Source organism: Frateuria aurantia DSM 6220 (assembly GCF_000242255.2).
GTDB lineage: Bacteria > Pseudomonadota > Gammaproteobacteria > Xanthomonadales > Rhodanobacteraceae > Frateuria > Frateuria aurantia.
On the sequence record NC_017033.1, the window covers coordinates 3559825 to 3580317 of the forward strand.

Sequence of the window (20493 nt, forward strand, 5' to 3'; positions counted from 1 at the left end):
CGCACCACCGCGATGCCGGCAACGGAGCCGCCTCACTCCTGTGGCCGGCTCCGACGCGAGCGCGAAGCGCCCAGTTTGCGGGTCAGGGTATTGCGGCCGACGCCCAGAGCCGCAGCGGCACGCTGGCGATGGCCGTCATGAGCCATCAGCGCGACCTGAAGCAAGGCCTTGTCCATGGCCTCCATGGCCCGGGCCCGGATATCGGATTCAGCGCCCGCCAGCGCCCGGCCGGCCCAGTCCCGCAGCCCCTCGGTCCAGTCCCCGACCGGACCGTTCGCATTCACTCCGTCCAGATCGGTCGGCATGATCCATTGCCCCGGGGCCACCACGGCCAGCCGGCGGCACAGATTTTCCAGCTCACGGACATTGCCCGGAAAATCCAGCAGACTGATCCGGGCCAATGCGTCGGGGGTGAACTGTTTGCCCGGCAGGCCCAGCTCATGCGCGGCTGTCGCCAGGAAATGGGTGGCCAGCAAGGGAATATCCCCTCGGCGCTGGCGCAGTGACGGCAAGGAAATCCGGATTACATCCAGGCGGTGGCGCAGATCGGCGCGGAACCGTCCCGCACTGACCAGAGCATCCAGATCCTGATGGGTCGCTGCCACGATGCGGGCCCGGCCCCGCAACAGCTCGCGCCCGCCGACCCTGTAGAATTCGCCGCCGGCCAGCACCCGCAACAGCCGGGTCTGCAACAGCAACGGCATGTCACCGATCTCGTCCAGAAACAGGGTGCCGGCCTCGGCCTGTTCGAAGCGACCCGGTACCCGTCGGCTGGCCCCGGTGAAAGCGCCGGCCTCGTGTCCGAACAATTCGCTTTCCAGCAATTCGCCCGGAATCGCAGCGGTATTGAGCGCCACGAAAGGCTGTTCATGACGCCGACTCTCTTCATGCAGGGCCCGTGCCACCAATTCCTTGCCGGTACCGGTTTCGCCGGTGATCAGCACATTCAGGTCGCTGGCTGCGACCCGTCCGATCAGACGGAAGACCTCGCGCATGGCCTGACTTTCACCCAGCAGCACATTCGGAGGCAGGGCCGATCCGGGCACGCTGGCCGGCTCGCTGCGGCAGGCATCCTGCAAGGCGCGGTTCACCGCGGCCACGGCCTGATCCAGATCGAAAGGCTTGGCCAGATAGTCCACCGCGCCGGCCCGGTAAGCTGCAGCGGCCGTCGCCACATCGGTGAAGGCGCTCATGACAATGACCGGACCGGCCTCCAGCCGCCGCAGCTCATCCAGCAATTCCAGGCCGCTGAGTCCGGGCATGCGCACATCGGTCACGATCAACCGCGGACGCAATGTCGCACGGACGGCCAGCAAGCTGGTGGCATCGCCAAATTCACGCACCCGGTGACCGGCATCCCGCAAGGCGGCCGCCAGCACGAAACGGATGCCGCGATCATCGTCGACGACCCAGATCTCGTCGCTCAAGGGAGGGGGGATTGCCGCATCATTCATGCCATCGACTCGTTAGCCGGATCATCATGGAGTTCGGTCCGGGGCAGATACAAGGAAAACACGGTTTCACCCGGCCGACTGCGATAACGCAGCTCACCGCCATGTTCACGGGCGATTTCACGGCACAAGGCCAGGCCCAGTCCGGTCCCTTCGGCATGGCCGGAAACCAGCGGCTCGAACAGGGTGTGGCGCAGCGCTGCAGGTACGCCAGGGCCATCGTCGACCATATCCAGACGCAGGCAGCCACCCAGCTGACGCTCCCCGATCCGCACCCGATGCTCCATCCGCGTCCGCAGGATCAGCTGCCCGGCACCGGCCGTGGTCGCATTGCGGGCCAGATTCAGCAGCAGCTGCAGCAAGCGATCGGCATCGCCGAAGGTATCCGGCAGGCTGGGATCGAAGTCGTAGCGGACCTGCATGGCCGGATCCTGTGCCAGAACAAGTCCGCGCAGCCGCTCCAGCAGCTGATGCACATTCACCGGTCCGATACGGACAGCGCCCTCATCGTGCTGCAGCAGCCGGTTGGCCAGACCGGCCAGGCGATCCGCCTCGGCGATCACCAGCTCTGCCAGCTCGCGCAGCTGATCATCACTGACACGACGGGCCAGCAGCTGAGCCGCTCCGCGCAGTCCGGCCAGAGGATTTTTCACTTCATGCGCAAAGCCCCGCAACGTCGCCGACAACGGCGTCGCCGCGGGTGCCACCTCGTGCAGGCCGTGGATTTCCAGGTACAGGGCCGCATCGGACCCGCACTGTACCGCAATATCCACCGAACGCCACAGGCCGTGGGCCGAAGGCAGTGCCACGGCCCACAACCGGGCCGAGCGCTGTTCGCGATGGACCCGCCGGACCTGCTGCAGAACACGCTCGTCCGGCAGCACCGCCGACAAGGGCAGGCCCAGCACACGACGCGGACCGACCTCGAACATCTCGGCAAAAGCCGTATTGACCCAGCTCAGACACAGACCGCCATCCAGCCTGGCCAGGCCGGTACTCATCTGATCCATCCATTGTGGCCAGAACTCTGCCGTCATTCGGCCATCATCGCCAATGCATCAATCTGGTGCAATGCTTGCCACGGGGAAAGTCCGCCCACAAAAAAGGGCCCGACCGAAGCCGGGCCCCGCTCCTGCCGGGCAGGGAGATCAGATCGCGTAGTACAGCTGGTATTCCAGCGGATGGGTACTGGCGCGGAACTTGGTCACTTCCTGCATCTTCAGCGCGATATAACCGTCGATGAAGTCGTCGGTGAACACGCCGCCGGCCTTCAGGAACTCGCGATCCTTGTCCAGCGCTTCCAGTGCCTGATCCAGACTGGAACAGACCTGCGGGATGTTCTTCTCTTCTTCCGGCGGCAGATCGTACAGATCCTTGTCGGAGGGCGCGCCCGGGTCGATCTTGTTGAGGATGCCGTCCAGGCCGGCCATCATCAGGGCGGTGAAGGTCAGATAGCCCGACTGCACCGGATCGGGGAAGCGCACTTCGATGCGACGGCCCTTGGGGTTGGAGACGAACGGGATGCGGCAGCTGGCCGAGCGGTTGCGGGCCGAGTAGGCCAGCATCACCGGGGCTTCGTAGCCGGGCACCAGACGCTTGTAGCTGTTGGTGCTGGAATTGGCGAACGCGTTGATCGCCTTGGCATGCTTGAAGATGCCGCCGATGTACCACAGCGCCAGCTGCGACAGGCCGCCGTACAGATCGCCGGCGAACAGGTTCTCGCCGTTCTTGGACAGCGACTGGTGGACATGCATGCCCGAGCCGTTGTCACCGACGATGGGCTTGGGCATGAAGGTCACGGTCTTGCCGTTCTGGTGGGCGACGTTCTTGATCACGTACTTCATGGTGATCAGTTCGTCGGCCTTCTTCACCAGGGTGTTGAACTTGACGCCGATTTCGCACTGGCCGGCATTGGCCACTTCATGGTGATGCACTTCCACGGTCTGGCCCAGCGATTCCAGGACCTTGCACATGTCCGCACGCAGATCACCCAGGGTATCGACCGGGCTGACCGGAAAATAGCCGCCCTTCACACCCGGACGATGGCCGGCATTGCCGTCTTCGTACTTGTACTTGGTCGCCCAGGCACCTTCCTCGGAGGTGATCTCGTAGAACACCTTGTTCATGTCGTTCTGCCAACGGACCGAATCGAACACGAAGAACTCGGGTTCAGGGCCGAAGAAAGCCGTATCGGCGATGCCGGTGGACTTCAGATAAGCTTCGCCGCGCTTGGCGATCGAGCGTGGGTCGCGGCCGTAGGCCTGCAGGGTCGAGGGTTCCAGCACGTCGCAATGCAGGACCATCTGGGTGTGGCCGCTGAACGGATCGAGATAGGCCGTTGCCGGGTCCGGCAGCAGGATCATGTCCGACTCGTTGATGCCCTTCCAGCCGGCGATCGAGGAGCCATCGAACATCTTGCCGTCTTCGAAGGTGCTCTCATCGATGCTGTGCGAAGGAAAGGTGACGTGATGCTGCTTGCCCAGCATGTCGACAAAACGGAAATCGACGAAATCGACATCGTGCTCCTGAATCAGGTCAAGCACTTTCTCAACTGACATAGATCGAACCTCGGGGTGAGCGTAATGTGTTGGGGTGGCCATCGGCCAGGAACCGTCCTGAAGCACAAGCAATACCCGTGCCAGTCTGCGGTCACCCTGCCGGGCCGCATTCCGCCGGCCATGGCAGACGGCGACGGCACCGGACTGCACCAGAACATGCCATGCAGCAGCCGGTATCCGGCACGATCTGGTGCAAACGGATCGGCACCACGTTAGCACAGTCCGCCATGGCGGAAAGCCTCCATTCGCCACACCATCCGCACCGGATCCTGCCCCTGTCGACGACGGCGACGGGTTCAGAAACTGAAGCTCTTGCTCAAGGTCGCCACCAGCGCCCCGCGGGTGATCAGCCGGCCCTGGTCATTGCTGTACCAGGTCCGCCGACCGTTGCCGCGACTCCAGGCCAGGCTCAGCAGCCAGGCATGCCGGAACTGATGACTCAGGCCCAGCTTCCAGTCGGTGAACGAAGCCGCCCCGCGATAACCCGCCACGGACTGATGTCCCAGATGGGCACTCAGCATCCAGGACCCGGCAAATGACCAGCTTTCATTGAGGTCGACATAGCCCGAACCGGCCGATCCGGCCATGCCGAACCAATTCGAGAACGCGTACCAGTAGCGCACGCTCAATCCGTGCCAGGCCAGCTGGGCATAAGCCTCGCTGGTATCCGGCAAGGCATAGCCATGCGCCGGATACCGGCCGGGATAGGCATAGTGGTAAACCCCCAGGTCGTAGCTCAAACCCGCGCCCAGGTCATGCCGGAAACCGCCCCAGGCATCGATCTCGATGCCGTTGCGCACATCCATGCCCGGCGGCCGCGCATCCCTGACCCAACTGACATTGCTGACGAACACGCCGCCATACAGGCCGTCAGCAGCATCGTACTCCAGACTGCCCTGCAGCGCCGGCCGGTGGTTGGTCTGGCTTTCCGAGCGGAAGATGTAATCGCTGCCAGCGCTGACAGTGGCGTTGAAATCACCGCCCCACGCCGGCCCGTTCATCAGCGTGACCAGCAACAGAAGCAGGCCCCGGCCTGCCGTGGATGGCGTCGTCATCTTGAACTCCCCCTCCGCACGGTTGCCGGACATGAGGTCGCGACATACGCATGACAGCCGTCGCAGAGCCCCCTCCGCGCACCGGTCGAGACCGGTCGAGAGCCACTCATAAGCGAATCGAGGTGAAATTCACGGGAAGAGATGTGGCCGGCCTGCAGCCACGCCCGTCACCTTCAACGACGTCGGCGGCGGGCAATACCGTCCCGGGCCAGCAAGGCAAACATGACACCGAACAGAAAACCCGAGATATGGGTCCACCAGGCCACCGCACCGTAACTGGCACCGATATAACTGAAGATCAGCTGGATCAGCACCCAGATTCCGATCAGCATCCAGGCCGGCAGCCGCACAAACTCGAAATACAGACCCAGCGGCAGCACCAGCCCCATCCGTGCCCGTGGAAACAGAGCGATATAAGTGCCGACCACCGCCGATACCGCCCCGCTGCAGCCGATGATCGGCGCCCGGTAACCCTCCAGGCTGATCGCGCCACACAGATTGGATGCCACGCCTCCCAGCAGGAACAACAGCATGAACCGCGCCGAGCCCAGCGTCCGATCGGTGGGCACCCCGAAAATCACCAGAAACAGCATATTGCTGAGCAGATGCAACCAGGTGACGTGGATGAACAGACCCGTCAGCAGACGCAGCAGGGCCGGATCGGCCAGTTGCCGGAGCCAGGGCTGGTGGCGATCCAGCACGTCGGCCGGAACCACGCCCCACTGCGTCACCCACTGCAACTGGCGAGCCGGTGGACACAGCGAAAACCATACGAACGACAGCACGCACAGACAAACCAGCACCCAGATCGCCCACTGCGACTGCCGGCGACGACGGCCCTCGACATGAATGAACACGGACATGGCTCAGTCCGTCCGCGACAGCCGCCGCCAAGCCTGCAGGATGCGCTCAGGACGCGACATGGACCTGCGCTCCCAGCTGAGCCAGCTCGGCCTGCAGTTCGGCGGGTGGCGCGGCATCGGTGAACCAGGCATCGATATCCGCGAACGAGCCCAGCCGGACCAGGGCCTTGCGCCCGATCTTGCTGGTATCCGCCGCCAGATAGATCTGCCGGGAGTGCTGGATGATGGTCTGCGCGACCCGGACCTCGTGGAAGTCATAGTCCATCAGGCTGCCGTCCGCCTCGATGCCGGAAATGCCGATGATGCCGTAATCCACCTTGAACTGGCGGATCAGGTCGATGGTGGCTTCTCCGGTCACGCCATGGTCGCGACCACGCACCACGCCGCCGGCCACGATCACCTCGAAGCCGGGCTGGCTGCTGAGCATGATCGCCACATTCAGATTGTTGGTGATGATCCGCAGATCACGCCGTGCCAGCAAGGCTCTGGCCACGCATTCGTTGGTGGTGCCCAGGTTGATGAACAACGAGGCACCATCAGGGATATGTTCGGCCAGCAAGGCTGCAATCCGCAGCTTTTCCTGCTGCTGCAGACCGGTTCTGGCCTGATAGGTCAGATTCTCGGTGCTCAAGGGCAGACTGACCCCGCCGTGGTATCGACGCAGCAGGCCGGCCTGGCACAGAGTCACCAGATCCCGGCGAATGGTCTGGGCGGTGACCTCGAATGTCACCGCCAGCGCCTCCACGGTGGCAAACCCCTGACGGCGGACCGACTCGATCAGCTCGTGCTGCCGCCGATTGAGACTCAACTGGGTCATTCGCCGGGCACGCTCCATGGCATGACGACAGCCGACCGGCAGCGCAGCCGCCGGTCGGCTCCAAGGTCCCCGCCAGCGGGGACCGATCTCAAAACGGGATCTTCAGCGACGGATCGACCGCCAGCAACTGCTCGCGATACACCGCCTGGATCCGCTGCAGGGCCTCGGCATCGTCGGCATCGAAGCGCAGCACCAGCACCGGAGTGGTATTGGAAGCACGCACCAGACCCCAGCCATCAGGCCAGTCGGCGCGGACACCATCGATGGTGGTCAGTACCGCCTCGTCACCGAAGGTGGCCTGGGCCACGAACTTCTTGATGAAGGCGTAATGCTCGCCCTCGGCCAGCTCGATCTTCAATTCAGGCGTGGAGACGCCCTTGGGCAGAGTCTCGAACACCTGCTCGGCGGTACCGGACTGGGCGGCCAGGATTTCCAGCAGGCGGGCACCGGCATAAATGCCGTCGTCAAACCCGAACCAGCGCTCCTTGAAGAAGAAATGACCACTCATTTCGCCGGCCAGCTCGGCCTTGGTCTCGCGCATCTTGCTCTTGATCAGCGAATGGCCGGTACGCCACATCAGCGGCAGCGCCCCGGCCTTTTCGATTTCGCCCTTGAGATGACCGGTGCACTTGACGTCATAGATGATGGTGGCACCCGGCACACGGCTGGCCACATCACGGGCGAACAGCATCAGCAGACGGTCCGGGAAGATGACCTCGCCGCGACGGGTGACCACGCCCAGACGGTCGCCGTCGCCGTCGAAGGCCACGCCCAGATCGGCATCCGAGCGCGCCAGCTCGGCGATCAGATCTTCCAGATTGTGCAGGTCCGACGGATCGGGATGGTGATTGGGAAAGGTGCCGTCCACTTCGCAGTACATCGGCACGACTTCGGCGCCGATGCCTTCCAGCACCTTGGGCGCCACGGCACCGGGAATGCCGTTGCCGCAGTCGACGATGACTTTCAGCGGGCGCTTGAGCTTGATATCCGAGGTGATGCGCTGGATATAGGCCGGCACCACATCCTCATGCCGCAGCGAGCCACCGCCGCCACTGGCCAGCTGGCGACTGGCCATCCGCTGGTACAGATCCTGGATCGCGCCTTCGGACAAGGTCTCGCCACCGACCACGATCTTGAAACCGTTGTAGTCCGGCGGATTGTGGCTGCCGGTGACGGCCACGCCACTGCCCACATCGAAATGCGTCGCCGCGAAATACACCACCGGCGTCGGCACCGCACCGACGTCGATCACGTCGATGCCCGCCTCGTTCAGACCCTGGGCCAGGGCGCCGGCCAGTTCGGGACCGGACAGGCGACCGTCACGGCCGACCACGATATGGCCCAGCCCCTTTTCCTTCATCACCGTGCCGATGGCCTGGCCCAGCAGAAAGGCCAGCTCGGGGGTCAGCGACTTGCCGACGACGCCGCGGATGTCATAGGCACGAAAAATGGAAGGATCCACGGGATAGCTCGGTGCGACTTCGATGCTCAAGATTCTGGCCTCACAATCATTAGTCAATGGATATCAGCCCGGCCGTGCCGATGCTGGGTGTGCTCACGATATGTCGGCAGTATGCCGGCCATGTTGCGACTGTCCGATGAATCGGACCATCGACGCGCAGCATGGCCGGCCGGTGTCTCAGCCGACGCCGGTCGAACCAAAGCCGCCTTCGCCGCGCTGGCTGGCGGCGAACTCGTCGACCAGCTGGAAGCGGGCCCGACCGACCGGCACCAGCAAAAGCTGGGCAATGCGGTCGCCCTCGCTGATGGTCACCGGCTGTTCGGAACGGTTCCAGCAGGAAATCAGCAAGGGTCCCTGATAATCAGCATCGATCACCCCGGTCAGATTGCCCATCACCAGCCCCTGGCGATGGCCCAGGCCTGAACGCGGCACGATCAATCCGCACCAGCCCGCATCACCGATATGGATCGCGAATCCCGTCGGCACCAGCACGCTGGCGCCGGGCTCCAGCGTCAGCTGGCCGGCGATGGCCGCACGCAGGTCCATGCCCGCGCTGCCCGGCGTGGCCGGTTCAGGCAGGGGAATCGACCGGCCCAGGCGTTCATCGAGGATTTTCAGTTCTACATCGATCATCTTGTTGCATTGTCATGGATAGGTCAGGCCCAAGCTTAACCCATGCCGCCGACGGCACGGGTTCAAGCCGGGCTGTCCACCGCGACAGCGCCGGTCGCGCGAGTCAGCCGGTAGCGATGGGCAATCTGCTGCACCAGCTGCCAGGCCAGTTCGCACTTGGGTCCTTGCGGCAGATCCAGGCCACCGTCCGCCCAGAACAGACTCAGGGCATTGTCGGCCATGTCGAAGCCCAGGCCCTCGCCGACCCGGTTGGCGGCGATCATGTCCAGGCCCTTGCGGGCGAGCTTGTCCCGTGCATAACGCGCCACGTCACGGGTTTCGGCCGCGAAACCGACCAGAAACGGATGCTGCCGCTGCCGGCCCAGGCCGGCGATGATGTCCGGATTCTCCTGCAGAGCCAGGCTCAAGGCCTCGCCGGCCTGCTTCTTGATCTTGTGCGGAGCCACTTCCTGCGGCCGGTAATCACCGACTGCCGCCGCCGACACGAAAATGTCGGCGCGGGCGGCCTCGGCATAGATCGCCGCCTGCATCTGCACGGTACTGCGGACATCGATGCGCCGCGCCACGCCCGCGGGCGTGGCCAGGTGCACCGGGCCGGCCACCAGGGTGACTTCGGCACCGGCCCGCACGGCCGCCGCGGCGATGGCGAACCCCATCTTGCCGGAGCTGCGATTGCCGATAAAGCGCACCGGATCCAGATCCTCATACGTCGGACCGGCGCTGACCAGGACCCGCAGACCGCGCAATTCGTCGGAACCGAAACTGGCCGCCACCGCATCGCGCAATTGCAGCGCCTCAAGCATGCGGCCGGAGCCGACATCGCCACAGGCCTGTTCCCCGGCCGCCGGCCCCAGCACGCTGACTCCGCGTCGCTGCAGGATCGCCAGATTGGCCTGCACCGCCGGGTGGGCCCACATCTGCTGGTTCATCGCCGGTGCGATCAGCAGCGGCGCCGCGGTGGCCAGCGCCAGGGTCGTCAGCAGATCACCGGCCAGACCATGGGCCAGCCGGCCGATCAGATCGGCACTGGCTGGCGCGATCAACAGCCGCTCGGCCCAACGGGCCAGCTCGATATGGCCCATGGCCGCCTCGCCCGCCGAGTCCCAGACATCGACGCGCACCGGCCGGCCACTGAGGGCCTGGAAGGTGGTCGGAGTCACGAAATGGGTGGCCGCCTCGGTCATCACCACCTGCACTTCGGCCCCTTGGTCACGCAGGCGACGGACCAGTTCACAGGCCTTGTAGGCGGCAATGCCACCCGAGATACCCAGCAAAATTCGACGCTGTTGCAGACTCATGTAAGCCCCGACTGACTTCCGGCAAGGTACTTAGCTTACCGGAAACCCCAGCCTTCGCGGCTGGGCGGTGGCAGCAGGCCCCGCTTAGGATGCAGGCCATGAGCATCAAGCACTGGCCCGCCAATGAACGCCCCCGCGAAAAGCTGCTGGGCCAGGGCTGCCAGCATCTGTCGGATGCCGAGTTGCTGGCCGTACTGGTGGGCTCGGGCTGCCGCGGCAAGGATGCGATCGCGCTGGGGCGCGAGCTGCTGCAGGGCGCGGGTGGTCTGCGCGCCCTGCTGGCCGGCCAGACACCCTGGCCCTCGGTGCCGGGACTGGGCCCGGCCAAGCAGGCCAGGCTGATGGCCAGTCTGGAACTGGCGAGGCGGGCACTGGGCGAGGAACTGCAGCAGCGCACCACGCTGTCCAATCCCGCCGACAGCGGGCGCTTTCTGCGGGCCAGGCTGGGACATCTGCCCTACGAGGTGTTTGCCTGCCTGTATCTGGACAATCGCCACCGGGTACTGGCCTTCGAGGAATTGTTCCGCGGCACCATCGACGGCGCCAATATCTATCCGCGGGAAGTGGTCCGGGCCTGTCTGAGCCACAATGCCAATGCAGTGATCTTCGCCCACAACCACCCCTCGGGTGTGGCCGAACCCAGCCAGGCCGACCGTCATGTCACCGGCCTGCTGAAGCAGGCGCTGGATCTGGTCGGAGTACGGGTGCTGGATCATCTGATCATCGGTGAAGGCCAACCCACCTCGATGGCCAGTCTGGGCCTGCTCTGAAAGGATCACGGCCAGGCCGCTCGACCGTGGATCCGGGGATCGGCCTCTGCGGTCATGGACAAGGCAAAAAAAGCGCGACCACGGGGAATGGTCGCGCCTCGAATGTACCGGCAAGGGGGATGCCGGTCAGCTGCTTGCCGTCCACCAAGGGGGGGGAAGGGGAACGACCGGCACAGTATTCCGCGCTCGGATGACATCGCCATGACGATACGGCGTCGGCCCGATGTCGACCGACAGCGGCGATCTTCGCCCGTCTTCCGATGGCAGGCGAAAACATGCACGACTTATGCACATTGGCGATGTCAAGCCCTTTTGAACACACCAGCTCACAACCATCTCATAAAAAAACAACAAGACTTTGATTTAAAATCATAAAACAAAGAACAAAAGAGGCTGGCGACGAGGTTGAGCGAGGCTGGAGCGGGTTGTCTTCAAGTTTTCCTCACAGACTTATCCACAGACCTGGACCGTTCGCACCGGAGCTTCGCCCCGGGCCACAGCACGTCATGACGCTGCCGACCGCCTGCCCGGCCTCGGGCTCTGTTAAAATCGGAAGTTTACGATTGATCAGACTCTTAGCCGTGAAAGAATCATTGCGCGAACTCGTCCTGCAAGCCGTCCAGAGCCTGGTCACCGCCGGCGCCCTGCCCGCTGATCTGAGCCTGCCTGCCTTCGTGATCGAACGGGCACGCAGCCGCGAGCACGGGGACTTTGCCACCAATCTGGCGATGATGCTGGCCAAGCCGGCCCGGGCCAAACCCCGCGACATTGCCCAGCAGCTGGTCGACGCCCTGCCCGCCTCGCCGCTGGTGGCGCGCTGCGAAATCGCAGGCCCCGGATTCATCAATTTTTTCCTCAGCCCCCAGGCCTATGAAGCCGAAGTGCTGCGGGTCCTGGACCAGGGTGAACATTACGGCCGTTCCACCCATGGTGCCGGCCGCCGCGTCGGCGTCGAGTTCGTCTCGGCCAATCCCACCGGTCCGCTGCATGTCGGCCATGGCCGTGCCGCTGCGATCGGCGACTGCCTGAGCCGGCTGCTGCACGCTACCGGCTGGGATGTGAAACGCGAGTTCTACTACAACGATGCCGGGGTGCAGATCCAGAATCTGGCCATTTCGGTGCAGGCGCGCGCCCGCGGCATCAGTCCGGACCAGGCCGAATGGCCGGAAGGCGGCTATCGTGGCGACTATATCGCCGACGTCGCCCAGGCCTATCTGAATCGTGAAACCGCGATGGCCGACGGCAAGGAAGTGGTCGGTGCCGGTGATCCGGAAAATCTGGAGGCGATCCGCCAGTTCGCCGTGGCCAGCCTGCGCCATGAACAGGATCTGGATCTGAAGGCCTTCGGCGCCGGCTTCGACGTCTACTTCCTGGAATCCTCGCTGTATGCCGAAGGCAAGGTCGAGGAAACCGTGCGCGAATTGATCGCCCATGGCCATACCTACGAGGAAGGCGGCGCGCTGTGGCTGAAGTCCACCGACTTCGGCGATGACAAGGACCGCGTGATGCGCAAGTCCGACGGCAGCTACACCTATTTCGTGCCGGACGTCGCCTACCATCTCAGCAAGTGGCAGCGCGGCTACGAGCGCGCCATCACCGAGCTGGGCTCGGATCATCACGGCAGTCTGGCCCGGGTCAAGGCCGGCCTGCAGGCACTGGACACCGGCATTCCGAAAAACTGGCCTGAATACGTGCTGCACCAGATGGTGACCGTGATGCGGGGCGGTGAAGAGGTCAAGATCTCCAAGCGCGCCGGCAGCTACGTGACCCTGCGCGACCTGATCGAGGAAGTCGGTCGCGATGCCACCCGCTTCTTCCTGATCGCCCGCAAGGCCGATTCGCAACTGGTGTTCGACATCGATCTGGCCCGCTCGCAGAGCAACGACAATCCGGTGTACTACATCCAGTACGCGCATGCCCGTATCTGCAGCGCGCTGCGCCAGGCCGAGGAAAAGGGCATGCCCTTCGACGAGGCCAACGGTCGGGCCAAGCTGGCTCGGCTGGAGAGCGAGCACGAGCAGATTCTGCTGGGCGAACTGTCCAAGCTGCCCGAAGTGCTGGAAACCGCCGCGCTGAATCTGGAGCCGCATCTGGTCGCCAACTGGTTGCGCGAACTTGCAGCCGCCTTCCATGGGTATTACAACTCCTGTCAGTTCCTGGTGGATGACAAGGATCTGCGCGATGCCCGGCTGTGCCTGGCCCTCGCCACCCGCCAAGTGATTCGCAACGGACTGGACCTGCTGGGCCTCGGTGCCCCGGAGAGCATGTAATGGCCCCATCCCGACCATCCCGCAAGAAAGGACGCCAGGCGGTACGCAACAGCCAGGGAGGCTTCCCGGGCTGGGGCTGGGCCATCATCGGCCTGCTCGGCGGCGCCTTGCTGATGTGGTTCTTCGTGCTGCATCGTGCAGGCCCTTCACAGGGCCCGGTGATCGGGATGACGCCCAAGACCGAGCCCCGGGCCGGTGCCCAGCCGTCCAGCGCGCCTGCCCAGGATTCAACCGCACCGGCACCGCCGAAGAAGCCGCAGTACGACTTCTATTCGGTACTTCCCGAAAAGGACGTGCGGATTCCCGATGCCGAGCTCAGCGCCAAGGTCAGGGCCGAGCAGCAGGCCCCGCCGGCCACGCCGCCCGCACGTCCGACCGCGCCGCTGCCCTCGGCTCCGGGCAAGACCATCACCGCCGCCCCGTCGCTGACCGGCAATGCCGGCGGTCCGGACAGCTACCTGCTGCAGATCGGTGCCTTCCCCAACAGCGGTGACGCCGAGGCGCTGAAGGCCAGACTGGCCATGCAGGGCTTTGTAGCCAATGTGCAGAATGTGACCATCAACGGCCAGGCCTACCACCGGGTCCGGCTGGGTCCGTTCCAGTCGGCGACCGTGCTGGAAAGCACCAAACAGCGCCTGGCCGCCGCCGGCATCCATGCGATCGCGTTGAAGGAAGGCAAATAAGCCATCTGTGAAGACGCCCCCGGTGCTGGCCAGCCAGCACCGGGTTTTCAATCGCTCTCGGGATCGAGCAGCAGCAGCAACAGACAGGTCAGCAGTATCGGGGTCAGCATCAAGACCATCGCCAGCATCACGCCAGGCTGGTCGATGCGGCTGAACAGGGCCGGCAGGGTCCGCCAGCGCGAATCGGCACAAACCATCAGCACCCCGCCCAGCAAACTGCCCATGACGGGCCACCAGCGGGCAGAACGACGGTGGCGCCGAGGCGGAAGCCGTTGCATCACTCGATCGGAAAAACCGTCATCGGCCAGCCAGCCGGGACCGCGGGCCGCCTCCCGCCGCAGCGCCCGAGCCAGGCTATCGTCATCTGATACTTCGGGCGGAAAGGGTTCCATGGGTTTCATGATGATTCCTTGCTGTGCCAGGCCGCAAGCGCCTGCCGCAGTTTCTGTCGCGCGCGGAAGATATGGGACTTGACCGTGCCCACGGCACAGCCCATGACCTGGGCAGCCTCCTCCTGCGGATGCTCCAGCAGAAAGCATTGCACGATCGCTGCATATTCATGCGGACTGAGCACGGCCATGGCCGCCGCCAGATCGCGCTCCATGGCAAAGCGCTGATCCACTGCCGGTCGCGGATCCGGCCATTGCTCCAGAACGGCCGCATCGACAGCCTCACGCGCTCGTGCGCCAGCATGCCTGCGCTCACGCATCAGGAACTGGCGATAGCCGATGCTGTGCAGCCATGTGCTGAACTGCGCCTCGCCGCGGAACTGGTCCAGCCGCCGCCAGGCCTGCAGGAATGTTTCCTGGGCCAGGTCGTCGGCTCCGGCCAGGTCTCCGTGACACAATCGTGCCAACCAGATGCGCAAGGCCGACTGATGCCGTCGTACCAGCGTGTCGAACGCATGACGGTCATCGTTAAACAAGGCCCGTGCCACCAGCACTTGATCGGAAGGACCGTGCTCGCTCATCCGGGCGTCTCAAGCATGGCCCTCGTTCCCACCGGCATCATGCAACTCATGCATCGCCTGCCCCGGCATCCTGTCCCGCACGCAGCGAGCCACGCTCGGCACGTCGCTGATAGCGGAAGCTGACCAGAAAACCCAGGCCGATGCACAGCGGCAAAAAGGCAGCCGCCATCCAGTCCCGATCGCTCTCGACCAGCCCGGCCGCCAGCAGCCCCAGACCCAGCATCGCCAGCACCATCCCGGTACGGTAGGTGGCCCACAGGCGCTGGCTGCCCAGGTGCAGCACCAGATCGATCGACTTGCCCTGCCGGATGGCCTCCAGATACAGGGCCTGCCGCCGTTCCTCGCTGCGCGAACGGTATTTCAACAAAATCAGCAGCATCACTACCGGCATCGACAGCGACAGCACTACCGCCATCAATCCGGTCAGACTGTCCATCGGGTCACTCATCATCGACTCCTCGTCACCATGTCGGCATCGGCACCTTGTGCTGCCGTTCATTGCTCAGATGCGGCCGGATCGATTTCGGTTGCAGCCGGCATACGCGACGATATCCACGGCACCTCATATCACTCGGCAAGGCCGGCTCCGGACCGGAAAGCCCTTTGCACGACACGCGCCCCTGCCCCGAACCCGGCCACGGCTCCCATGCACGGTATCCGCTATGATCGATGGATACTTCCATCCCGGCACCGTATTCCCATGGCCTCACGCCCCAGCGCCCCGCCCTCCCTGACCGAAGGACCGATCGGCCGGCGACTGCTGATGTTTTCACTGCCGATTCTGGCCAGCAATATCCTGCAGTCGCTGAACGGCTCGATCAATGCGTTCTGGATCGGCCACTATTTCGGCGAAGCCGCCTTGCTGGCCACCGGCAATGTCACCCTGATACTGTTTCTGGCTCTGAGTGCGGTATTCGGCATCGGCATGGCCTGCACCATTCTGGTCGGCCAGGCCATGGGGGCCCGCGACATGGCGGCGGCACAGCGGGTGGCAGGTACCGGCGCCGTATTTTTTCTGGCGGTCGCCTCGCTGTTCGCAGTGATCGGCGATCTCGGTGTCGATGCCATCCTGCGCATGCTGGAAACCCCCGCCACCTCGCTGCCCTATGCCCACGATTATCTGAAGGTCATCTTCATCGCGATGCCGGCCATGTTCTTCTTCACCTTTCTGATGATGGCGCTGCGCGGTGCCGGTGATGCCAAGACCCCTTTCCTGTTCATGCTGCTGTCGGTGATGCTGGATATCGTGCTCAACCCCCTTCTGATGTTCGGCTGGGGCCCGATTCCTGCGCTGGGCATCACCGGCTCGGCCACAGCCACCCTGATCGGCCAGAGCTTCAGCGTGCTGGCCCTGCTGGCCACCCTCTATCACCGCCGGCATCCACTGTGCCTGCGTGGTCCGGCGCTGGCCTATCTGGTACCGGACCCGGTCATCGTCAAGGCCCTGGTCGGCAAGGGCCTGCCGATGGGTCTGCAGATGATAGGGATATCCTCCTCGGCGATTTTCATGATGCGTCTGGTCAATACCTATGGCACCGACACCGGCGCGGCCTACAATGCGGCCGTGCAGCTGTGGACCTACGTGCAGATGCCGGCGATGGCAATCGGTGCCGCCGTCTCGGCGATGGCGGCACAAAACGTGGGAGCCGGCCAATGGCACCGCATCACCCAGATCGCCCGCTCCGGCCTTCTGATCAACCTGCTGCTGACCGGCACGCTGGTGATCGTCATCTATCTGGCCGGTGCCTGGGCCATGCGCCTGTTCCTGCCCGCCGGCAGTCCCGCCATCGCCGCCGCACTGCACCTGAACGCCATCGTGTTGTGGACCTTCGTCCTGTTCGGGCTGACCTTCATCCTGTTCGGTATCGTGCGCTCCACCGGTGCCGTCTGGCCGCCACTGATCATCCTGGTGATCGCGATGTGGCTAGTCCGCCCCCCGTTCGCGATCCTGCTGCGCCCGTACTGGGGCGTGGACGCGGTATGGTGGAGTTTTCCGGTCGGCTCGGTGGTCGCGGTCGGCCTGGCGTGGGCTTATTACCGTTGGGGCCACTGGCGCGCGGCGCATATGCTGCCGCCATCCAGGTTGTCATCGCCGCTGGGCGAGCGGCATCTCGACGGCGACAAGAACGGCAAGACCGCCAGCTGAGACCCTGCCGTATCACGCCACGGACACTCGCACCGTTCCCGGCCACAGGTCTCAGGCCGGTACGACCACTCGCTGGCAGGCTGACCGCCAGCGGCGCGCATGTGAACCACGGTCTGCACCTTTCCCGGGAAGGGGCGGCACAAGATCGCTCCTGCCTGCCATCCTCTGCTCCGAACCGACGGTCCCGCTGAGCAACCGTAGGCCTGCATCCTGGCACAGCCGGTCATGATGCGAGATGACTTGCCCGGGCCGTGCTGACATCCGGCAAAGGCTGTCAGCGCCCTGCTCTGCAGCTCCGGCCTCACGGAGCCACCGCTGCCTTGCGGGCCGCACGTCGAGCCTGGCGTGCCGCCTTGCGCTGCTTGCGATCATGATTCCACAAATAGATGGCCGGCGTGCTGAGCAAGGTCAGCAGCTGGGAGACCAGCAGCCCGCCGACGATCGCGATGCCCAACGGCTGGCGCATTTCCGAACCGACTCCGAAACCGATCGCCAGCGGCAAGGCCGCACCCATCGCGACCAGAGTGGTCATGGTGATCGGGCGGAAGCGGACCAGTGCGGCCTGGCGTATGGCCTCGGGTGCCGGCAGGCCCTGCTCCCGTTCGGCCCTCAATGCAAAGTCGACCATCATGATCGCGTTTTTCTTGACGATGCCGATCAGCAGCAACACCGCGATGATCGCGATCAGGGTCAACTGGGTGTGAGTCACCAGCATCGCCAGAAACGCGCCGGCGCCAGCTGCCGGCAGGGTCGACAGAATCGTCAGCGGATGCCCCAGACTCTCGTACAATACGCCCAGCACGATATACATCGCGCAAATCGCGCCGATCAGCAGCACCGTGCCGTTGGACTGCATGTCCGCCAGCCGCTGGTTGTCACCGGTGAAGTCCACCCGGATTCCGGCCGGCAACGCCTGACGCGCCAGCTGGGTGACCAGCTTCATGGCCCGGTCCGGCGTCATGCCCGGGGCCAGATTGTAGGAAATATCCGCGGCTTGCAGCTGGTTCTGATGCTCGATAGAGCTGGGCACGTTCTGCGTCTCCAGATGACCCAGCGAAGCCAGCGTCGTCATCGAGCTCAGCACGGGGTTGCCGCTGGCCGAACTGGCGCTGACCGGTACCCAGGTATGCAGCAAGGTGTCGGCGGTGGCCTGCTCGGCCGCCTTGGACACCAATACCACCCGATACTGGTTCAACTGTGAATAAATCACCGAAACCGGGCTCTGGGCCATCGCATAGGAAAGCACCGAATCGATGGTGCCCATCCCGACGCCCAGGCGGCTGGCCCGGTCACGATCCACATACAGGATCTTCTGGATGCCCACTTCATCCAGGCTGGAACTGACATCCTTCAATTCCCGCTGTGTCCGCATCGCACGCACCAGCTTCAGCACCGAGGGCTGCACGTTCTGACCATCGTCACTGATCAGCTGGAAGGTGTATTGAGCGGCCTTGGTATTGCCTCCGCCACCGCCGCCCAGCATCTGGACCGGCTGCAGATACAAGGCTATGTCCGGCATTTTGGCCGCCTGATCGCTCAGCCTGCGGATCACTTCGGTGACCTTGTCCGGACGCTGGCCAGGACCCTGCCCGTAGGGCTTGAGATCAATGAACAACTGCCCGTTGTTGCCGACCGCACCCCCGCTGTCGCTTCCCAGCACCGTCGTCACGTCAGCGACTGCCGGATCATGCTGGATCAGGGTGGACACCTTGAACAAGCGCTGTTTCATCTCGGCAGGGGAGATATTGATATCGGCGCGGACCGAGGCCTGCATCATGCCCATATCCTCTTGCGGCATGAAGCTGCCGCCGGCGGTCTTGACCACCGCCACGGCCAGGCCCACGGTGGCAAAGAGCAGGATCAGCGGCTGCCAGCGCATCAGCCGCCGGTGACGCATCGCCCAATCCAGACCACGACTGTAGGTAGCCAGCAATTGCTGGTCAAAGCGTTCCAGCGCCCGTTCCCAGCGCGAAGGCTCACGATCCGAGGGTTGATGGTGATCGAGGAAAAAGGCGCACAGCGCCGGCGTCACGGTCAGCGACACGATGGCCGAGATCACTACCGCCGCGGTCAAGGTCACCGAGAATTCGCGCAGCAGCATCACCAGCATGTTGTCGCCGAACAGCAAGGGCGCGAACACCGCGATCAAGGACAGAGTAATCGAGATCACGGTGAAGCCGATCTCGCCCACGCCCCGCAGAGCCGCTTCCATCGGGCTGGCGCCCCCCTCCATATGCCGCACGATGTTCTCGATCACCACGATCGCGTCATCGACCACAAAGCCCACACACAGCACCAGCGCCATCAGCGACAAGGTATTGAGCGTATAGCCAAGCGCCCACATCACCACGAAGGCGCCGGCCAGCGACAGCGGAACGCTCAAGGTCGCGATCAGCGTCGGTCCCGTCCGGCGCAAGAAGACCAGCATCACCACGATCACCAGCACGATGCTGATCAGCAGCGAGGTCTGCACCTCGTTGAGCGCCGACTTGGTGGTCTGGGTCAAATCGAAGATCGGTGTCACCACGACATTGCCCGGCAGCAAGGCCCGCAATCCCGGCAGCGCGGCACGTATCGCTGCGACCGTCTCGATGGCATTGGCCTCGGGCCGCTTGCTCAGCTGCAGATTGACCGAGCGTTCGCCATTGAACCAGGCCGCCTGGTAGATATCCTCGGCCCCGTCTTCCACCGTGGCCACATCGGACAGGTGCACCGGCACGCCGTTGACCATCTTGATCATCAGCTGCCGGAAGTCCTTGGCCGTGTGCAGGGCGTCATTGGTCTGCACCATGGTCTGGGTCTTGCCATCGCTGAGCGCACCTACCGGCTCGCTGACATTGGCCGCGATCAGCACGTTGCGCACGTCCAGCGAGGTCAGGCCCATCGAGTTCAGGGCCTGATTGTTCAATTCCACCCGAACCGCGCGGGCCGCGCCGCCGAAGACCTGGACTCTGGCCACCCCGGATACCCGCGACAGCGCCGGCGAGATCAGCGAGTCCGCCAGATCGTAAAGCCGCTCCGAGGACATGCCCTTGGAGGTCAGGGAGATCAGCAGGATGGGGATCGAGCTGGTATTGAACTTGAAGTACTGCGGCGGGCTGGGCAGGCTGCTGGGCAGATCCGACTGCGCCTCGTTGATGGCCGCCTGCACATCACGTGCGGCGCTGTCGGTATTGCGGCTGAGATGAAACTGCAACTGGATCATGGTTGCACCTTCACTGCTGCTGGAATACATCTGGTCGACACCGGGAATCCGGCCCAGGTGACGCTCCAGCGGCGCCGCCACGGTCGTGGCCATGGTATCGGCGCTGGCCCCCGGCAGATTGGCCGAGATCATCACTCCCGGCACATCCAGCGAGGGCAGCACGGCGACGCCGAGCAACGCATAGGCGAACAGTCCCGCCAGCAGCAGACCGATCGCCAGCAAGGAAACACCGGCCGGGCGGCGCACGAGTGGTGCGAACAGATTCAAATCAGATCCCCATGGTCCTTGCGACCCGTCACCGGCGACGGCCGG

At 64.2% G+C, this 20493-nt stretch carries 16 protein-coding genes and 1 pseudogene; 4 read left to right on the plus strand and 13 right to left on the minus strand.

From position 1 onward, the window contains the following. Positions 1 to 32: 32 nt before the first annotated feature. The 9 genes and pseudogenes from ntrC to coaBC all read right to left on the minus strand — a co-directional run bounded on the left by ntrC (position 33) and on the right by coaBC (position 10137). Positions 33 to 1454 (minus strand): nitrogen regulation protein NR(I), encoded by a 1422-nt coding sequence (gene ntrC, locus FRAAU_RS16085; protein ID WP_014404581.1) that lies wholly within the window; start codon positions 1452 to 1454, stop codon positions 33 to 35. Further along, positions 1451 to 2488: a two-component system sensor histidine kinase NtrB gene (locus FRAAU_RS16090; RefSeq protein WP_014404582.1), complete on the minus strand. Its 1038-nt coding sequence runs from the start codon at positions 2486 to 2488 to the stop codon at positions 1451 to 1453. Before FRAAU_RS16090 ends, ntrC begins: the two co-directional genes overlap by 4 nt. Before the next feature lie 111 nt (positions 2489 to 2599). Then, complete coding sequence (glnA, locus tag FRAAU_RS16095) at positions 2600 to 4009, minus strand: type I glutamate--ammonia ligase (RefSeq protein ID WP_014404583.1); 1410 nt, start codon at positions 4007 to 4009, stop codon at positions 2600 to 2602. A gap of 296 nt (positions 4010 to 4305) precedes the next feature. Then, entirely contained in the window at positions 4306 to 5064 is a 759-nt protein-coding gene (locus FRAAU_RS16100) for a TorF family putative porin (protein ID WP_169314774.1), read from the minus strand. 173 nt (positions 5065 to 5237) lie between these two features. Next, positions 5238 to 5927, minus strand: a complete 690-nt coding sequence (locus FRAAU_RS16105) for a rhomboid family intramembrane serine protease (protein ID WP_014404585.1) — start codon at positions 5925 to 5927, stop codon at positions 5238 to 5240. A 46-nt stretch (positions 5928 to 5973) separates the two neighbouring features. Then, positions 5974 to 6744, minus strand: coding sequence for a DeoR/GlpR family DNA-binding transcription regulator (locus tag FRAAU_RS16110; RefSeq protein ID WP_014404586.1), 771 nt, complete (start codon positions 6742 to 6744; stop codon positions 5974 to 5976). 88 nt (positions 6745 to 6832) lie between these two features. Further along, positions 6833 to 8209, minus strand: a pseudogene (locus FRAAU_RS16115) (phosphomannomutase/phosphoglucomutase); the annotation flags it as partial. Positions 8210 to 8383: 174 nt separating this feature from the next. Further along, the gene (dut, locus tag FRAAU_RS16120; RefSeq protein WP_014404588.1) at positions 8384 to 8839 is read right to left on the minus strand and encodes a dUTP diphosphatase; all 456 of its coding nucleotides are present in this window, start codon (positions 8837 to 8839) and stop codon (positions 8384 to 8386) included. A 62-nt stretch (positions 8840 to 8901) separates the two neighbouring features. Beyond that, on the minus strand, positions 8902 to 10137 hold the full coding sequence (gene coaBC, locus FRAAU_RS16125) for a bifunctional phosphopantothenoylcysteine decarboxylase/phosphopantothenate--cysteine ligase CoaBC (protein WP_014404589.1): 1236 nt from the start codon (positions 10135 to 10137) through the stop codon (positions 8902 to 8904). 98 nt (positions 10138 to 10235) lie between these two features. On the opposite strand from coaBC, the gene radC reads away from it, so the two are divergent. From radC to FRAAU_RS16140, 3 genes are all read left to right on the plus strand, one after another. Further along, the gene (gene radC, locus FRAAU_RS16130) at positions 10236 to 10907 is read left to right on the plus strand and encodes a RadC family protein (RefSeq protein ID WP_014404590.1); all 672 of its coding nucleotides are present in this window, start codon (positions 10236 to 10238) and stop codon (positions 10905 to 10907) included. 581 nt (positions 10908 to 11488) lie between these two features. Further along, positions 11489 to 13177 (plus strand): arginine--tRNA ligase, encoded by a 1689-nt coding sequence (gene argS / locus FRAAU_RS16135; RefSeq protein WP_041270648.1) that lies wholly within the window; start codon positions 11489 to 11491, stop codon positions 13175 to 13177. Further along, positions 13177 to 13860, plus strand: a complete 684-nt coding sequence (locus tag FRAAU_RS16140; RefSeq protein WP_014404592.1) for an SPOR domain-containing protein — start codon at positions 13177 to 13179, stop codon at positions 13858 to 13860. The genes argS and FRAAU_RS16140 overlap by 1 nt, the downstream gene beginning before the upstream one ends. A gap of 47 nt (positions 13861 to 13907) precedes the next feature. Here FRAAU_RS16140 and FRAAU_RS16145 read toward each other — a convergent pair whose 3' ends face one another. From FRAAU_RS16145 to FRAAU_RS16155, 3 genes are read right to left on the minus strand one after another with little or no spacing between them, the layout of a single operon-like run. Beyond that, complete coding sequence (locus FRAAU_RS16145) at positions 13908 to 14261, minus strand: DUF5056 domain-containing protein (RefSeq protein ID WP_014404593.1); 354 nt, start codon at positions 14259 to 14261, stop codon at positions 13908 to 13910. Then, the gene (locus FRAAU_RS16150; RefSeq protein ID WP_014404594.1) at positions 14258 to 14830 is read right to left on the minus strand and encodes an RNA polymerase sigma factor; all 573 of its coding nucleotides are present in this window, start codon (positions 14828 to 14830) and stop codon (positions 14258 to 14260) included. Before FRAAU_RS16150 ends, FRAAU_RS16145 begins: the two co-directional genes overlap by 4 nt. Before the next feature lie 46 nt (positions 14831 to 14876). Then, complete coding sequence (locus FRAAU_RS16155) at positions 14877 to 15278, minus strand: DUF6249 domain-containing protein (protein WP_014404595.1); 402 nt, start codon at positions 15276 to 15278, stop codon at positions 14877 to 14879. Between the two features lie 252 nt (positions 15279 to 15530). On the opposite strand from FRAAU_RS16155, the gene FRAAU_RS16160 reads away from it, so the two are divergent. Then, positions 15531 to 16976 (plus strand): MATE family efflux transporter, encoded by a 1446-nt coding sequence (locus FRAAU_RS16160; protein ID WP_014404596.1) that lies wholly within the window; start codon positions 15531 to 15533, stop codon positions 16974 to 16976. Between the two features lie 301 nt (positions 16977 to 17277). Here the strand turns inward: FRAAU_RS16160 and FRAAU_RS16165 are convergent, their stop codons facing one another. Further along, the gene (locus FRAAU_RS16165; protein WP_014404597.1) at positions 17278 to 20448 is read right to left on the minus strand and encodes an efflux RND transporter permease subunit; all 3171 of its coding nucleotides are present in this window, start codon (positions 20446 to 20448) and stop codon (positions 17278 to 17280) included. Between the last annotated feature and the right edge of the window lie 45 nt (positions 20449 to 20493).

Excerpts from the sequence above, each read along its gene's own strand:
- ntrC (WP_014404581.1), bottom strand. The coding sequence starts at position 1,454 with ATGAATGATGCGGCAATCCCCCCTCCCTTGAGCGACGAGATCTGGGTC.
- FRAAU_RS16090 (WP_014404582.1), bottom strand. The coding sequence starts at position 2,488 with ATGACGGCAGAGTTCTGGCCACAATGGATGGATCAGATGAGTACCGGC.
- glnA (WP_014404583.1), bottom strand. The coding sequence starts at position 4,009 with ATGTCAGTTGAGAAAGTGCTTGACCTGATTCAGGAGCACGATGTCGAT.
- FRAAU_RS16100 (WP_169314774.1), bottom strand. The coding sequence starts at position 5,064 with ATGACGACGCCATCCACGGCAGGCCGGGGCCTGCTTCTGTTGCTGGTC.
- FRAAU_RS16105 (WP_014404585.1), bottom strand. The coding sequence starts at position 5,927 with ATGTCCGTGTTCATTCATGTCGAGGGCCGTCGTCGCCGGCAGTCGCAG.
- FRAAU_RS16110 (WP_014404586.1), bottom strand. The coding sequence starts at position 6,744 with ATGACCCAGTTGAGTCTCAATCGGCGGCAGCACGAGCTGATCGAGTCG.
- dut (WP_014404588.1), bottom strand. The coding sequence starts at position 8,839 with ATGATCGATGTAGAACTGAAAATCCTCGATGAACGCCTGGGCCGGTCG.
- coaBC (WP_014404589.1), bottom strand. The coding sequence starts at position 10,137 with ATGAGTCTGCAACAGCGTCGAATTTTGCTGGGTATCTCGGGTGGCATT.
- radC (WP_014404590.1), top strand. The coding sequence starts at position 10,236 with ATGAGCATCAAGCACTGGCCCGCCAATGAACGCCCCCGCGAAAAGCTG.
- FRAAU_RS16140 (WP_014404592.1), top strand. The coding sequence starts at position 13,177 with ATGGCCCCATCCCGACCATCCCGCAAGAAAGGACGCCAGGCGGTACGC.
- FRAAU_RS16145 (WP_014404593.1), bottom strand. The coding sequence starts at position 14,261 with ATGAAACCCATGGAACCCTTTCCGCCCGAAGTATCAGATGACGATAGC.
- FRAAU_RS16150 (WP_014404594.1), bottom strand. The coding sequence starts at position 14,830 with ATGAGCGAGCACGGTCCTTCCGATCAAGTGCTGGTGGCACGGGCCTTG.
- FRAAU_RS16155 (WP_014404595.1), bottom strand. The coding sequence starts at position 15,278 with ATGAGTGACCCGATGGACAGTCTGACCGGATTGATGGCGGTAGTGCTG.
- FRAAU_RS16160 (WP_014404596.1), top strand. The coding sequence starts at position 15,531 with ATGGCCTCACGCCCCAGCGCCCCGCCCTCCCTGACCGAAGGACCGATC.